Raw genomic sequence first — 15,264 nt, 5'->3', positions numbered from 1 at the left:
GGCAGCGCTTTTTGGTTTCTTACTTCGCGGAAGCCGCGGCGGGGACCTTCACGGCACCGCCGTGGCCGCTGCGCAGGATGGCCTGGCGCTCGGATTCGCTCATGCCGCCCCAAATGCCGTAGGGCTCCGCAACGCGCAGGGCGTGCTCGCGGCACTGCTCAAGCACGGGGCAGTTGTAGCAGATGGCCTTCGCGCGGTTCTCGCGCTGGGTGCGGGCGCGGCCGCGCTCCCCGTCGGGGTGGTAGAAGACCTCCGATGCTTCGCCGCGGCACGCGCCGTGCAGCTGCCAGTCCCAGAAGTCAGCGTTCGGACCGGGGAGATATTGCGGCAGGGACATGGTGGTAGAGACTCCTTGTAGAAACTATTGACATGTGCATGCTTGTGCCGGCGAGCAGCGCCGGTGCCGAATCCGAAGTGTTCTCCCCGTGGGTAAACGATAGGTGTCCTGTGGGTGACTGCTGTCTGTCTTTGCCAGCGAGCTCCCGTTTGGGCCTTGTGTGAGCTGGGAAAATGCCGAAGGTAAACCGAGAATGAACTTTAAGGGAACCTTGGAAATGTTACGGAAAACACTTCCCTTTGGGCAGGTGTCTTGTCGCCCGTGCGGTGGTCTGCGGTTAGACTCCCTATGATTGCTGCGAAGGTGCGAGCGCTACTGCGGCGTTTAATGTAGGAAGTTGCGAGGGAGGAAAGGAGACGGATGGCCACGCCGGAAGTCAATGACGAGTTAGCCCGACTCGTCCCCCTCGCTGTCGACGGCGATGAGCGTGCGCTGCAGCAGGTAATCCGCCTGATCCACCCGCTCGTGCTGCGCTATACCCGCGCCCGCATCGGCGGCGGACGCATGCCTACCGCCGAGGACGTGGCCCAGGACGTGTGCCTGGCCGTGGCAACCTCAATCGACCGCTACCGGGACCAGGGTAAGCCGTTTATGGCGTTTGTCTACGGGATTGCGTTTAACAAAGTTGCCGACGCGCACCGGGCGCTGTCGCGCGATAAACTTACGCCAACTGAAGAGGTGCCTGAGACCGAGTCGCACGGGGAAACTCCAGAGGAATTTGCCCTGGTAGCGGATGGTAGTAACAGAGTGCGTGAGTTGCTCGATGTACTCAGTGACAAGGCCCGTGACATCATCATCCTGAGAGTCTTCATGGGCCTTTCCGCAGAGGAAACGGCGCAAATTGTGGGCAGTACCGCGGGAGCGGTGCGCGTCGCCCAGTTCCGTGCGCTTGCGACGCTGCGCAAACATTTGGAGGAAGGGGAGTTGCACGATGACTCGGCGCAGTGACGGACATGGCTACGGAGACGACTACGGGCACGGCGAGGCGGACAACGTGACGGAAGAGTTCGCCGCCGTGGCGAACGATGACGCGTTCCTTGATGCACTCGCAGCTGGCGTCGACCCTTCCGACGGGAGCGACCCCCTCGCGGCGATGCTGCTTGAGCTGAAGGCCGACATCGACCGGCCGATGCCCGCGCCACCGCGAGTGGAGGCAGCACGAGAAGCGGCAGGGGACACCGAAGAAGCAGAAGACACCACCGTGGTGCCGCTGCGCCGCAAGCTCTTCGGCCGCCGCAGCGCGGGCGCGCGCCGCGGCCGTACCCAGCCGAGCCCCTGGGTCGCCGGACTCGTCGGTGCGGCTGCGGCGACCGCCGTGGTCACCGGCAGCGGTGCGGCGCTCTACAACGCCACGCCCGGCTCCCCGCTGTGGGGCCCGGCGACCGCGGTCTTCGGCGACCGTACCGCGGCGGTGGAGCTTGCCTCCACGCTCGACGAGCTGCAGGCTGCGAACGACTCCGGCGACCACGACGCGGCCAGCGCACTGTTCGACCAGGCACGCAAGCTGCTCGCCTCCATGGAGCCGCGGGCGAACCAGGGCCGCGAAGGTCGCGACGCGGAAGCACCTGAGCCAATCGTGCGCACCAAGGTCAGCACCGTGACTGTCACCCCGCCGCCGCCCGAGCCACAGGTGGTCACGGAAACGGTACAGCAGAGCCAGCCCGCAGAGCAGAGCCCGCAGCCGAGCCAGGCACAGCCTCCCGCGCAGCAGCCGAGCGAGTCGCGCGAAGCGCCGGTACGGCCCAACCCGCTCGAGAGCCCCTCGGCACCTACGTCCGCCCCAGAGGGCGGGTCCGGAGCGACTGGCGACGCGGGGCACACACCCCAGGAAACGGTGGTGCCCGGCTCATCGGAGCGCAACACCGCACCGGGTGGCGGCACCCTGGGTGAGGCGCAGAACTACTAGCGGCGTGAACTAACAAAAACAGCCCCGCACACTTTGGGAAAGTGTGCGGGGCTGGAATGCGTAAGCGCGCCGTCGATAAGCGGGCCCTTAGCGCGCCTCGAGGCCGTCGAGGAAGCCTAGGGCGTAGTCCCAGGACACGTAGGCGTCGTAAGCAATCTCGGCGCTCGGCTCATGCACGGCCGGGAGCTGGTTGCGCAGGGTAGCCAGCATGTTCTGCTCCATGATGTCCCAGTCGTAGTAGTGCCACTGGTCGCAGTCCTCGCACATGAAGTAAATGCCGCGAATGCCGCGCGGGCGCAGGCGACGCTGGCAGTCGCGCACGTACTGCAGGTCGCGCAGCACGTCGGTGCGCTCCTGCGGGGAGAGCGGTTCCGGCAGTGCGTCATCCTCAATAAACGACGCCGGATCATTCGGATCGTCCGCGAAGGGATCCTTGGGCATCATGTCATCAAAGTTCACGCCACCCACACTATGTGCTTTTTCAATCCCTGCCAATTCCCCCGCCTATGTACAAGTCGGGGTGAGGATATATCATGGCTGAAAGCAAAAAGGTGCGGCCCGCGCGGGAGAGGAGAAGCAGTAATTATGGCAAACGAACGAATTCTTACAGGTGGGGACGATCCGAACAAGGTCGCACTGCGCGGCCTGACCTTCGACGACGTGCTGCTGCTGCCCGCGGAGTCCCACATCGTGCCGGCTGAGGTCTCCACGACCTCGAAGTTCAGCCGCAACATCACCCTGGGCATGCCGATCGCGTCCGCCGCGATGGACACGGTGACCGAGTCCCGTATGGCGATCGCGATGGCCCGCCAGGGCGGCATTGGCGTTCTGCACCGCAACCTGAGCGCCCAGGACCAGGCGGAGAACGTGGATGTGGTGAAGCGCTCCGAGTCTGGGATGGTGACCAACCCGGTCACCGCGACGCCTGACATGACCGTCAACGACGTGGACGCGCTGTGCGCCCGCTTCCGTATTTCTGGCCTGCCGGTCGTGGATGATGAGGGGCGCCTGGTCGGCATCATTACCAACCGCGACATGCGTTTCGAGCGCGACTACGAGCGCAAGGTCGCCGAGATTATGACCGCCATGCCGCTGGTTGTCGCCGAGGAGGGCGTGACCAAGGAGGAAGCGCTCGAGCTTTTGTCCGCCAACAAGGTGGAGAAGCTGCCGATCGTGTCCAAGGACGGCAAACTTGTCGGTCTGATTACCGTCAAGGACTTCGTGAAGACGGAGCAGTACCCCAACGCTTCGAAGGACGCGAACGGCCGCCTGCTGGTCGCCGCTGGCATCGGTACCGGCGAGGACTCCTACGACCGTGCGGGCCTGCTGGCCGAGGCGGGCGTGGACGCGCTCGTGGTTGACTCCGCGCACGCACACAACAACCGTGTACTCGAGATGGTCGCGCGCGTGCAGAAGGACTTCGGCGACCGCCTCGACGTCATCGGCGGCAACCTGGCCACCCGCTCGGCCGCCCAGGCGATGATCGACGCTGGCGCGGACGCGATCAAGGTGGGCATTGGCCCGGGCTCGATCTGCACCACCCGCGTGGTCGCCGGTGTTGGCGCGCCGCAGATCACCTCGATCCTGGAGGCCTCCGTGCCTGCACACAAGGCTGGTGTGCCGATTATCGCCGATGGCGGCATGCAGTTCTCCGGCGACGTCGCCAAGGCGCTTGCCGCTGGTGCATCCACCGTCATGCTGGGCTCCATGCTCGCCGGCACCACCGAGGCACCGGGCGAGATCGTCGTGGTTGGCGGCAAGCAGTACAAGCGCTACCGCGGCATGGGCTCCATGGGTGCGATGCAGGGCCGTGGCCTGACCGGTGAGAAGCGCTCCTTCTCCAAGGACCGCTACTTCCAGGCCGACGTGACCAGCGAGGACAAGCTGGTGCCGGAGGGCATCGAGGGTCGCGTGCCCTTCCGCGGCGACCTGGACTCGATTACCCACCAGATCGTCGGCGGCCTCCGTGCGGCGATGGGCTACACCGGTTCTTCCTCCATCGAGGAGCTGCAGACGAAGCAGTTTGTGCAGATCACCGCTGCTGGTCTGCGCGAGTCCCACCCGCACGACATCACCCAGACCGTCGAGGCACCGAACTACCGCCACTAGGAGTGAGCTGTAACAACCATGCACGAATATGTCGAAATAGGTAAAGGGCGCGAGGCTCGCGCCGCCTATGATCTGCACGCCCTCTCGCTCGTCCCCGCGCGTCGTACGCGTTCCTCCAAGGTGGTGGACACCACTTGGCATATCGACGCCTACGGTTTCGACGTGCCGTTGGTCTCGCACCCCACCGACGCGCTGGCCAGCCCGGAATTTGTTATCGAGATGGGCAAGCAGGGCGGCCTCGGCGTGCTTAACGCCGAAGGCCTCTTGGGTCGGCATGCCTCTTTTGCGGACGCGATCAAGCGGGTCATCGGCGCGGCAAGCATTGAGTGGGACGACCTAGAGTCGCTGCTGAAGTCCCAGTCCAGCGGGACCGCCATCCTGCAGGAGCTGCACCAGGCACCGCTGGACATGGACCTGTTTGCAGAGCACATGGCGCGCGTGCGCGACTCGGGCGCGACCGTCGCGGTGCGAGTGAGCCCGCAGAACGCGCGCGAGCTAGCACCGCAGCTGGTCAAGGCTGGCGCGGAGCTGTTGTTCATCCAGGGCACGATCATCTCCGCCGAGCACGTGCAGCAGGGCGGTGAACCGCTGAACCTCAAGGAGTTCATCGGCTCGCTGGATGTGCCGGTGATCGCCGGTGGTGTGTTCGACTACAGCACCGCGATGCACCTCATGCGCTCCGGTGCGGCCGGCGTGATCGTCGGCTCCGGGCAGTCGAACCAGAGCATGTCGCTGGATGTGCCGCTGGCCACCGCAATTGCCGACGTCGCCGCGGCCCGTCGCGATTACCTGGACGAGACCGGCGGGCGCTACGTGCACGTCATCGCTAATGCGCCGGTGGACACCTCCGGGCTGATCGCCGTCGCGCTCGGCGTGGGCGCTGACGCGGTCATGCTGGGTGAGCCCCTTGCGCGCGCCAGCGAGGCCTCGGGAGAGGGCGTGTACTGGGAGTCCGCGATCGCGCACCCGCGTTTCCCGCGCGGCGAGATGCGCCAGGTGGTGCCCGCCGAGCAGCGTGAGTCGCTGCAAACGGTGCTGCATGGGCCTTCGCACGATCCGTACGGGACAATGAACTTGGTTGGCGGTCTGCGTCGGATCATGGCGAAGTGCGGATACGAGGACGCCAAGTCGTTCCAAAAGGTAAGCTTGACTGTCCGAAAATAAAAAGATCCTGTTAGTTCCTGCTAGATTGTGTAATCATGGCCTACGAAGTGATTATTGACCGGGATGTGACCGATGGTCCACAGCACCTGGTCGCGGTTGATGACATCTTCTTCTCGGTCACCGATGCCAAGGGCATCATGACCGACGTGAACGAAGTGTTCATGCACTATGCCCAGTACCCGCTGGAAGAGATGATCGGCAAGCCGCACAATCTCATCCGTCAGGTCGAGATGCCCGGTGGTGTGTTCAAGGCCATGTGGGACTGGATCGAGGCAGGCAAGCCCTTCGTCGGCTACGTGCGCAACCTGGCTAAGAGTGGCTCGGCCTATGACGTGGTGGCCACGGTGACACCGCTGTCGGGCGGGCGCTACCTGTCGGTGCGTACCCGCCCGATGACGGACTTTTTCAAGGTCGCCGCCGAGGTCTACCAGGAAGCCAACATCGTCGAGCACCAGGCCAAGCGCGACGGTGTAGGCCGCCGTCGCCGCGCGGAGCTGGGCTGGGAGCGAATTTGTGAGCTGGTTCCGGACTACGACGCATTCATGTCGGAGGTCCTCCCCGCCGAGGTCGCAGCCCGCGAGGAAGCCGGCTTCGTCCTGCCAGACGGCGAAGGCGAGGTATACGAGGCCACTGCGGCGCTGTACAAGGAGCTGGAGACCTTCATGGGCATCCAGACCTCCATTAAAAAGTCCGCTGAGGAGCTCCTGGTTGCCTGCGACACGTTGCTGCAGGAGAACTCTGTGACCAACCAGGTCAAGAGCGAGATGGAAAACGTGGTGGCAGAAGGCGCGTCGCGCACGCTGCTGCTCGCACCGCTGCAGGTCTGGGCAACGATGCGCGGCATTATCGACGAGAACGCGCAGTCGCTGTCCGAGGTGGCCGAAGAGCTGCAGGCGCGTGCGGCAAAGGCACGTACCGCAATTGCGCTGGCGCGTCTCCAGGCTGCGCAGACGGCGACCTTCTCTGCTGAGGAGGATCGCATCGAGTCGATGCGCATGCTGTACGAGGCGATGGAGGTCGCGCTGCGCGACATGGACAACGCGGTCTTCTTGCACTCCTCCTTGGCAAACCGCGTCGAGCTGAAGGTCAACTCGATTTCCGAGCTGACCAAGATGCCGCTGGAGATGATTCGTCGCTGGTCGCAGTCCACTGCGAAGCAGCCCTTCGGCGAGAACATCGATCCGCTGGTCACCCAGGTGGAGCACGCGATCCAGGCGGCCGATGCGTCCATTGAACAGCTGCAGCTGTCCTCTCGCGACCTGGATGAAGACCCGTCGGTCGACGGTGTACACGAGGCGCTCGAGCGCCTGCGCAAAGCGGTGTTCTAAGGGGCTAGACAACGAAAACGTGTAAGGGCTGTGGAGTCACCTCCGCAGCCCTTAATGGTGTTTTAGGCAAACTGCTACTAATTTATACAGGTGGCCAACACGTCAGCTCCTTTTCGCGCGCGTGTGTAAGGCACCGCCGCAGAAGAGTAGGAGAATTGCAGATGGCTTCCCGGGTTGCCCGTTCCGCACTTGCCGTGCTCACGACCTGCGCATTGTGCGCCCCTAGTATCGCGCTTACGGCTACCGCGTCGGAGGAACCTAGCGGCGGCACCGACATGCTGCTCGAACCGGCTGGCACCTTTGCATACCCGCTGTTCGCCTCCTACCGCCCCGAGTTTGGCAACTGGCTGTATCTCATCCGCTCGGAGGTGGAGCGGGGCATTGGGTTTCGCCCGCCGGTGTACGCGAAGTTTTCCCCGGAGTACCAGCTGATCGACCCGCCCGAGGGTATTACGTACAAGAAGGTGGACGGCCCTGAGTGGTTGGACGTGGACCCGGACACCGGCCGGGTGACTGTTACCTCGGATCTGTTTGAGTACAAGAAGCTGCGCTACAGCAAGAAGACGGTACCGGAGAAGCTTTATACGCTGAAGGTGGAGGTGGCCTTCCCGGACGACAATACGTGGACGCAGCACATCTCCGTCGCGCTGTTTAACAACTGGACCAGCTACTTGCTGTACAACAACCCGGCCACGCTGGAAGAACCGCGCTTTCCCCGCCGCCCCCTACACCTGACACCGGGGCAGACGCTTACGCTCACGCGCGAGGACATTTCCTGGAAGGACCCGCAGGTTACGTGCGGAGACAAGCCGGGGGCCGAAGACGTAAAGTGCATCGAGCGCGAGATCCCTGGCTTCTGGCCGAGTGGGGTGTGGGACGCGGATCTCACCGTGGAACCGCAGCCGCACGTGGACAATCCGCTGCTGGATTACGTGACCACCGAGGTCATTACCGACGATGAGGGCGAGTTCCAGGAACTCAAGATCCACGCGCACAAGAAGCTGGAAGAGCTGAATATCCAGGGCTACCGCGGAGGCAACGTCCCGATTCGCTTCCGGTGGTCGCCTCGTGAGGGGCAGCAGTTCACGTGGTCGGAGGGCGACGTGTGGGACGTCGTGCCGCTGTACGTGTTCTTCAACCGGCTGCCGGACAATGACAACTACGTTGTCCGCCCAGCCGAGCACATCTCGACGGTCACTGGCCGCGCGGCGGCAATCCCACTGCCCACGTTCGACTCTGCAGGCATCGACGGCCTGCCGGAGCAACCCGTCGACCCGGAGTTTTCGGTGCTGGACGGCGACGGCGCCACCTACACCGATTGGATCAGCGTGGATGCCGCCAGCGGCCAGCTCGTGGCGCGCCCGCGCACAGCGGAGCACTTGGGGGATCACGAGGTACCAATGCGGGTGACGTTTAAGGACAGGACCGTCTCGCCTGAGTTTCACGTGCCGGTGCACGTGGCACCCTTGGCGTCCACGGCGCAGCCCGCGTGGGCTAACGCGCAGGTGGCGCGCGGCACGACGCGCCTGGAGGTGCCGCAGTCGGGCACGCTGCTGGACGGGGCACAGGCCACGGCCCGCACCGATGCGGAGGGCTTTGCAGCCGTCGCACGCCCAGACGGCAGCATCGAGGTCACTGCGCCGGCGAACGCCCCGGTTGGCACGACCGCGACGTTTACGGTGACCACGCGGTATCCGGATTCCACGGAGGCAGTGCCTGGAAGCATCGGTACCGACGAATTCACCGTCACCGTCGTTGCGCCGGAGGGCGATACCGTCGACGCGGTGCGCTACCCGGCCCAGGAGCTCACCCGCGGCGAGTCGCTGACGGTGCCAGCACCGCAGGTGCGCAACGTGACATTCGCGCCGGCCACGGATGCCGACGGCACGCCAACGCCAGAATGGGCGCAGGTCGCTCCCGATGGCACGGTGGTGCTCACCCCGAGCGCGAACCTGCCGCGCGGGGAGACCACGGTGCCGGTGCGCGCCGAGGATGGCCGCGGCGACGTTCGCGTCGTGGAAATCCCGGTCACGCTGCGCACAGTCAGCGAGCGCTTCAACCCGTCGTGGGCCGACACCTCCGCGCCGTGGGGCGAGCAGCTCACGGTGCGCAACTCCGGCGATGCTATCGATGCGGTGGTCGAGGCATCGCTTCTCGACGCCCCGTCGTGGCACACCGCCGTCGACGGCGACACCGTCGAAGTCACCCCGGGCCCAGACGCGAAGCCCGGCGACACGGCGCGCCTGCGCATCACCGCGACCTACAGCGACGAAAGCACCGACACGCAGGTGGTGACGGTGCGGATGCGCTCGCTGGCAGAAAGCCTCTCGGTGAACTGGGAGGACGTCGCCGGGCCGCGCGGGCACCTGCTGCGCGCCGCGAACACGGGCGATCCGCTGCCGGAGGGCACGGCCATCTCCGCCTCCGGCCCTTCCGAGTGGGGCATCGAGCTTATCGACGGCGCCGGCACCATCACCCTCACCCCACCGGAAAACGCCAAGGCGGACGAGCACGCCGCAGTGCAGATCTCGCTGTGGTTCCCGGATGGCAGCCACGCGGACGCGGAGTTCAACGCGCAGGTCACGCCCGGCGAGGCACTGGAGCCCACGACAACCGTGCCTGCGCTGAGCGCGGAAACGAGCACTGTGCCACCTGCGACACCGACTGTGGCAACGAGTGCGGCAACGAGTGCGACAACGAGCGCCCCGTCGGCAACGGTGAGCACGTCCGCAACCACGGCGACGCCGACCGCAGCACCGCAGCCCACGACTGCGGCCCCAGCCGTCCCAACCACCCCGACCGCGCCGACGGAAGCGCCGACGACGCAACCAACCCAGCCAACCCAGACAGCCCAGGTGCAGACGCCACTACCGACGGTGCCTGGGGAGGGGTCGAGTGGGACGTCGATAAGCAGGGGCCTTGCGCTTGCGATGAGCCCGCTCATGCTGCTCATCCCGATTGCGCTGGCGCAGCAGACCGCGGTGCCGGGGCTCACGCCTGCATTGGAGCAGCTGGACGCGCAGCTGCGCGCGCTGCCTCCCGAGGCGGTGCGCCCGCTGGATCAGGCGCTGGCCGGATCAGGTTTCAACCTGGGCGGGGCTGCCGCCGCCGGCGCGGTGGTGACCAGCAGCATTGTTGCGCTGAGCATTGTGCTTGCGGCGGGCCAGGCGCAGGGGCAGATAGGATCGACGGCCGCGGAGTAGGCTGCGTCGTCGCGCGAGTGGACAGTGGGCTAGAATCTGTCCCGTGACTACACCGCAAACACGTCCCGTATTAGTCGTCGACTTCGGCGCCCAGTACGCGCAGCTCATCGCCCGCCGTGTGCGCGAGGCGCGCGTGTACTCCGAGGTCGTCCCGTCCACAATCTCCGCCGCTGAGGTGCGCGAGAAGAACCCGGCCGCGCTGGTGCTCTCTGGCGGCCCGTCCTCGGTCTACGCCGAAGACGCCCCGCAGCTGGACCCGGAGATCTTCGAGCTGGGCCTGCCGATCTTCGGCATCTGCTACGGCTTCCAGATCATGACGCAGGCGCTCGGCGGCAAGGTCGCTGAGACCGGCGCTCGCGAGTACGGCCGCACCAACATGGACATCTCCGGCGGCGTGCTGCACGCCGGCACCCCGGAAACGCACCCGGTGTGGATGTCGCACGGCGACTCCGTCACCGAGGCACCGGAGGGTTTCACCGTCACCGCGTCCACCCCAGGCGCGCCCGTGGCAGCCTTCGAGTGCGTGGACAAGAAGCTCGCTGGCGTGCAGTACCACCCCGAGGTCATGCACTCCCCGCACGGCCAGGAAGTGCTCACCCGCTTCCTCACCGAGGTTGCTGGTCTGGAGCAGAACTGGACCGCGTCCAACATCGCGGAGCAGCTCATCGAGCAGGTCCGCACGCAGGTAGGCGAGGGCCACGCGATCTGCGCCCTGTCCGGCGGTGTGGACTCCGCCGTCGCTGCGGCGCTGGTGCAGCGCGCAATCGGCGACCGTCTCACCTGTGTGTTCGTGGACCACGGCCTGCTGCGCCAGGGCGAGCGCGAGCAGGTGGAAAACGACTTCGTCGCCGCCACCGGCGCGAAGCTGGTCACCGTGGACGAGCGCGAGGCCTTCCTAGGCAAGCTCGCCGGCGTGACCGAGCCGGAGGCGAAGCGCAAGGCGATTGGCGCGGAGTTCATCCGTTCCTTCGAAAGGGCAGTAGCGGGTGTGCTCGAGGGCCAAAGCGTCGACTTCCTTGTCCAGGGCACCCTGTACCCGGACGTGGTGGAATCTGGCGGCGGCACCGGCACCGCGAACATCAAGAGCCACCACAACGTCGGCGGCCTGCCGGACGACGTGGAGTTCGAGCTGGTCGAGCCGCTGCGCCTCCTGTTCAAGGACGAGGTGCGCGCCGTCGGCCGCGAGCTCGGCCTGCCCGAGGCGATCGTCAACCGCCAGCCCTTCCCGGGCCCGGGCCTGGGCATCCGCATCATCGGCGAGGTCACCCAGGAGCGCCTGGAAACCCTGCGCGCCGCCGACGCGATCGCGCGCGAGGAGCTGACCAAGGCCGGCCTCGATGACCAGATTTGGCAGTGCCCGGTCGTGCTGCTTGCCGACGTCCGCTCGGTCGGCGTCCAGGGCGACGGCCGCACCTACGGCCACCCGATCGTGCTGCGCCCCGTCGCCTCGGAAGACGCGATGACCGCGGACTGGGTGCGCCTGCCGTACGAGACGCTCGAGGTGATCTCCACCCGCATCACCAACGAGGTCGCTGATGTGAACCGCGTCGTGCTGGACGTGACCTCCAAGCCGCCGGGGACCATCGAGTGGGAGTAACTCCCGCGAGCCTCCCTTAGTAATCCGCGGACACGGAACCGATGCGCTGCTTCACGTTAATCGTGAGAAGCTCGCCGTCCTTGTCCGCGTTTTGCTTTCCTTCTGGGCAGTTGGCGCTACCAATGGTGGCATCGCAATTGACCACGAACGGGACGTCGTTAGGGAGTTTGAGGTCGATCTTGCCGATGCCGTTGCGCAGTTCTATTGTCACGGGCTCATCGAGCGGCTCGATGCGCGAAAGGTCGATCCGAGCCTCGCCGATGTTGTGCTTGTATTCCCGCATAGCCTCCGCGCTGTAGGCGGAGACATTTGCAACCCCGTAGTCTCCGATTGCGCCGATGCGCAGTGAGTTAAGTACGGCCATCGTCCACAGGGTCGCTGCTGTCGCGACGATAGCGACAGGGATCCAAAGCCAGTAGCGCTTCTTAGTTTGCGCAGGTTCCGGCGTCGGCTCGGCCGGATCCGGCAGGTGCCACAGACCTGGCGCCGCGCCCAGTGGGTCCCACTCCGGCGGGGTGGACGGGTGCGGGAAGTCCGGCGGCGTGCTCAGGTTCGCGGTGGCGGACTGTGCGTAGGGGCTCTCGGATGGGGCGCCGGCGTTGGTGCCGTAGTCGGTGGTGGGGGACGGGTGGGCGTCGTTAAGCGGGCGCTCCTGCTGGGGCACGAGCAGACCTGCGGGCGGCTCGGGACAGCGCTGGTAGAGCAGGTACCAGCCCAGGCCGAAGAGCGCGAAGGTGAGTGCTGCGCTGTAGATGGTGGTGCCGTCGCTGGCGTAGGACAGCGAGGGGAAGAAGACGACTAAGCCGATCAGAAGCCAGATGGCGAGGCTGCGTTCATCCTTGCCCGTTTCCGACTCGCGAGCGACATTGCCTTCGCCGGTCGCCAGGGCGGACAAAGGGCTGAATGGGACGCCGAAGCGGGGCATGTTGATCCAGCACAACAGGTAAAGGAAGATACCGCCGCCGAAGCAGAGGGTGAGTGCGACGAAGGCGATGCGGATGAGGATGGGGTCGATGTTGAAGCGTGCGCCGAAGCCCTCTGCCACGCCGGCGATGACCGCTTTGCCGCCCTGGTCCTTCGGGATGCGGGGCGGGCGGGTTGCCCACATCTTGGAGAAGGTGTTCGTCGTGTCCATGCCTCCATTATCGCCGGGAAACGTGGGCGCGACCATCGGGAAAAGCCCTGAACTTTGCGTGTGCGTAAAACTCAGGGTTGTCCCCGATTCGCTTTGTGGGTGTGGGTGGAACAATGAGGGACATGTCGAAACCCGCCCCATATGCAGCCGAGCCACCGGCGCTGTACCCGCGCTTTACCCGGAGCCGCCGCAACCTCATGGTCGCCGGCATCGCCTCCGGGCTGGCGCGCTATTTCGGGGTAGAGGAGCGCTGGGTGCGCCTCTTCTTCATCCTCAGCGCGTTTGCAGGTGGTGTCGGCGCGCTGGCCTACGCGGCGCTGTGGATGACCACCCCGCTGGAGCCGAAGCCCGCGGACGATGAACCCGTGGTTACGCCTGAGCCGTCGAAGGTGAAGGGCTGGGCACGCGTGGTGAACCTGGTGCTGGTGGTGGTGGCGATCGCGGGCGCGCTCGTCTCGTTGAAGGCGTCGAGTGGCGTGGGGACCTCGGTCGTGTTCTTCGTGGGCCTGTTCATCGTTGGTGCGGTGCTCGCGCTGCAAGCCTACGACCGGGAAATGAGCTCGACTGCCAACGTGCTCACCTTGTCGGTGGGCGCGTTGCTGGTCATGGGCGGGGTGCTCGCAATAGCGGTGTTGGGCGAGAGCGCCGGGATCGCCGGCGTGGTAGTCGCCGTGCTGGTCACCGTGTGCGGCGTGGCGGTGCTGGTCATCCCACTGCTGATGCGCCTGACCTCCTCGCTGCTTGCGGAGCGCGAGGCGAAGGCGGTGGCGGATCAGCGCGCGGAGATCGCCGCCCGCCTGCACGATTCGGTGCTGCAGACCCTCGCGCTGATTCAGAAGCAGGCGGATCGACCTGAGGAGGTCGCCCGCCTTGCGCGTGGCCAGGAGCGTGAGCTGCGCGCCTGGCTTTTCGACGCCTCCGAGCACGCCGCAGCCCAACCGTCCACCCTCTTCCAGGCGCTCAACCTGGCAGCCGGGGAGGTCGAGGACGCCTTCGGCGTGGTGATCAGGCCTGTGACGGTGGGCGAGGACCCGGCGCTGACGGAGGACAACGAGCCGCTGGCGTTGGCCGCGCGCGAGGCGATGGTCAACGCCGCCAAGCACAGCGGCGCTGAAGCAATTGACGTCTACGCCGAGCACCTCGGCGGCGAGCTCAGCGTGTTCGTGCGCGACCGAGGCGTGGGCTTTGACCAGGACGCGATCCCCGAGGACCGCCACGGGGTGCGCGATTCCATCGTCGGCCGCATGGCACGCGCCGGCGGCGCCGCCCGGATCACGTCAGCGCCGGGTCAGGGCACAGAAGTAGAGCTGACGCTGTCACCCAGTTAGCCTTATGGGTATGGTTCGCGTCTTTCTCGTTGATGACCACTCCGTCTTCCGCGCCGGCGTGCGCGCCGAGCTGGCGGAGAAGACCGACAGCGTTGACATCGTCGGCGAGGCCGGCACCGTCGCCGACGCGGTCGAGGGCATCCGTGAAACCGCGCCGGACGTCGTGCTGCTCGATGTGCATATGCCCGACGGCGGCGGCCTGGCGGTCCTGCGCACTGTGCAACAGGAAGACGCGGGCGTGAAGTTTCTGTGCCTCAGCGTGTCCGACGCTGCCGAGGACGTGATCGCGCTCATCCGCGCCGGTGCCCGCGGCTACGTGACCAAGAACATCGACGGCGCGGAGCTTGCCGAGGCCGTCGCCCGCGTCCACGGCGGGGATGCGTACTTCTCGCCGCGCCTGGCCGGCTTCGTCCTCGACGCCTTCGCCTCCGGTGGGGTGGTCGAGGACCCGGCGGGCGAGCCGGTCAAGGTGGAAGACCCGGCCGTCGACGCGCTGACCCGCCGCGAGCTCGAGGTTCTACGCTTGCTCGCGCGTGGCTACACCTACAAGGAGATTGGCAAGCAGCTGTTCATCTCGGTGAAGACGGTGGAAACGCACGCGTCGAATATCCTGCGCAAGACGCAGACCTCCAACCGCCACCAGCTCACCCGCTGGGCCGCGGACCGCGATCTGGATTAAGCGTAGGCGAGCCGCCGCGACCCGTCGACGTGCGGAAACAGCAGCCACGCGAGCGCGAACAGCCCCACGAACGCAACCAGCGCGCCCCACGTGGGCCACTGCGCAAGTGGCGCGAGCATGAGCAGCAGCCACCACAGCATCAGCGGCACGAGCATGCTTATCGACGCCACCGTGGACGCCCCCTTCCGCGCCGCGTACTCACGCATCTCGCGCCGGTAGGGGTGCGCAAACGTCACCCCGAGCGCGACCGCGATGCACACGAGCGCAAGCCCTGCCCGGACCGCGATCGGGGCAGCAGAGGCCATGACGGCGACCGAGCCCGCCGCCCCGGCGGCGCCCGCGGCGCGGACGGCAAGCGGGGTCGGGATGGGGGTGACACGGGAGCGGATGTCGGCGGGCATCATGGGCAGTTACTGTAGCAGGTGGGCGTGGCGTCGATAAGCGAAAGCTCGCGCGTTCGAAAGTGCTTGCGACCTTG

13 protein-coding genes are annotated in these 15,264 nt (G+C 66.1%); 9 read left to right on the top strand and 4 right to left on the bottom strand.

The window, feature by feature from the left end:
• Positions 1 to 19: 19 nt before the first annotated feature.
• Entirely contained in the window at positions 20 to 337 is a 318-nt protein-coding gene (locus HMPREF2550_RS04410) for a WhiB family transcriptional regulator (protein WP_070763201.1), read from the bottom strand.
• A 360-nt stretch (positions 338 to 697) separates the two neighbouring features.
• Between HMPREF2550_RS04410 and HMPREF2550_RS04405 the strand changes: the two genes are divergently transcribed.
• Both HMPREF2550_RS04405 and HMPREF2550_RS04400 read left to right on the top strand, forming a co-directional pair.
• Positions 698 to 1,285, top strand: a complete 588-nt coding sequence (locus tag HMPREF2550_RS04405) for a sigma-70 family RNA polymerase sigma factor (RefSeq protein WP_070789961.1) — start codon at positions 698 to 700, stop codon at positions 1,283 to 1,285.
• Positions 1,269 to 2,243, top strand: a complete 975-nt coding sequence (locus HMPREF2550_RS04400; RefSeq protein WP_070789958.1) for a hypothetical protein — start codon at positions 1,269 to 1,271, stop codon at positions 2,241 to 2,243. Before HMPREF2550_RS04405 ends, HMPREF2550_RS04400 begins: the two co-directional genes overlap by 17 nt.
• An 87-nt stretch (positions 2,244 to 2,330) precedes the next feature.
• Here HMPREF2550_RS04400 and HMPREF2550_RS04395 read toward each other — a convergent pair whose 3' ends face one another.
• Complete coding sequence (locus HMPREF2550_RS04395; protein ID WP_095066744.1) at positions 2,331 to 2,711, bottom strand: DUF5319 domain-containing protein; 381 nt, start codon at positions 2,709 to 2,711, stop codon at positions 2,331 to 2,333.
• Positions 2,712 to 2,828: 117 nt separating this feature from the next.
• Between HMPREF2550_RS04395 and guaB the strand changes: the two genes are divergently transcribed.
• From guaB to guaA, 5 genes are all read left to right on the top strand, one after another.
• Entirely contained in the window at positions 2,829 to 4,352 is a 1,524-nt protein-coding gene (guaB, locus tag HMPREF2550_RS04390; RefSeq protein WP_070789957.1) for an IMP dehydrogenase, read from the top strand.
• A gap of 18 nt (positions 4,353 to 4,370) precedes the next feature.
• Positions 4,371 to 5,516, top strand: coding sequence for a GuaB3 family IMP dehydrogenase-related protein (locus tag HMPREF2550_RS04385; protein ID WP_070789955.1), 1,146 nt, complete (start codon positions 4,371 to 4,373; stop codon positions 5,514 to 5,516).
• Positions 5,517 to 5,551: 35 nt separating this feature from the next.
• Positions 5,552 to 6,844, top strand: a complete 1,293-nt coding sequence (locus HMPREF2550_RS04380) for a PAS domain-containing protein (RefSeq protein ID WP_070789953.1) — start codon at positions 5,552 to 5,554, stop codon at positions 6,842 to 6,844.
• A 161-nt stretch (positions 6,845 to 7,005) separates the two neighbouring features.
• On the top strand, positions 7,006 to 10,047 hold the full coding sequence (locus HMPREF2550_RS04375; RefSeq protein WP_141760524.1) for a Rib/alpha-like domain-containing protein: 3,042 nt from the start codon (positions 7,006 to 7,008) through the stop codon (positions 10,045 to 10,047).
• A 43-nt stretch (positions 10,048 to 10,090) separates the two neighbouring features.
• Positions 10,091 to 11,644 (top strand): glutamine-hydrolyzing GMP synthase, encoded by a 1,554-nt coding sequence (gene guaA, locus HMPREF2550_RS04370; RefSeq protein WP_083319776.1) that lies wholly within the window; start codon positions 10,091 to 10,093, stop codon positions 11,642 to 11,644.
• Between the two features lie 16 nt (positions 11,645 to 11,660).
• On the opposite strand, the gene HMPREF2550_RS04365 is transcribed toward guaA, so the two are convergent.
• The gene (locus tag HMPREF2550_RS04365) at positions 11,661 to 12,779 is read right to left on the bottom strand and encodes a PspC domain-containing protein (RefSeq protein WP_070763187.1); all 1,119 of its coding nucleotides are present in this window, start codon (positions 12,777 to 12,779) and stop codon (positions 11,661 to 11,663) included.
• 122 nt (positions 12,780 to 12,901) lie between these two features.
• On the opposite strand from HMPREF2550_RS04365, the gene HMPREF2550_RS04360 reads away from it, so the two are divergent.
• Both HMPREF2550_RS04360 and HMPREF2550_RS04355 read left to right on the top strand, forming a co-directional pair.
• Positions 12,902 to 14,107, top strand: a complete 1,206-nt coding sequence (locus HMPREF2550_RS04360) for an ATP-binding protein (protein ID WP_070789947.1) — start codon at positions 12,902 to 12,904, stop codon at positions 14,105 to 14,107.
• 10 nt (positions 14,108 to 14,117) lie between these two features.
• Positions 14,118 to 14,786 (top strand): response regulator, encoded by a 669-nt coding sequence (locus HMPREF2550_RS04355; protein WP_070790209.1) that lies wholly within the window; start codon positions 14,118 to 14,120, stop codon positions 14,784 to 14,786.
• Here HMPREF2550_RS04355 and HMPREF2550_RS04350 read toward each other — a convergent pair.
• Positions 14,783 to 15,190, bottom strand: a complete 408-nt coding sequence (locus HMPREF2550_RS04350) for a hypothetical protein (RefSeq protein WP_038588575.1) — start codon at positions 15,188 to 15,190, stop codon at positions 14,783 to 14,785. The genes HMPREF2550_RS04355 and HMPREF2550_RS04350 overlap by 4 nt on opposite strands.
• Between the last annotated feature and the right edge of the window lie 74 nt (positions 15,191 to 15,264).

The sequence above is a fragment of the Corynebacterium sp. HMSC074A01 genome (assembly GCF_001831515.1).
Taxonomy (GTDB): Bacteria; Actinomycetota; Actinomycetes; order Mycobacteriales; family Mycobacteriaceae; genus Corynebacterium.
The sequence above is the reverse complement of the archived record's forward strand: the minus strand, read 5'-3'. Positions and strand labels throughout refer to the sequence as shown.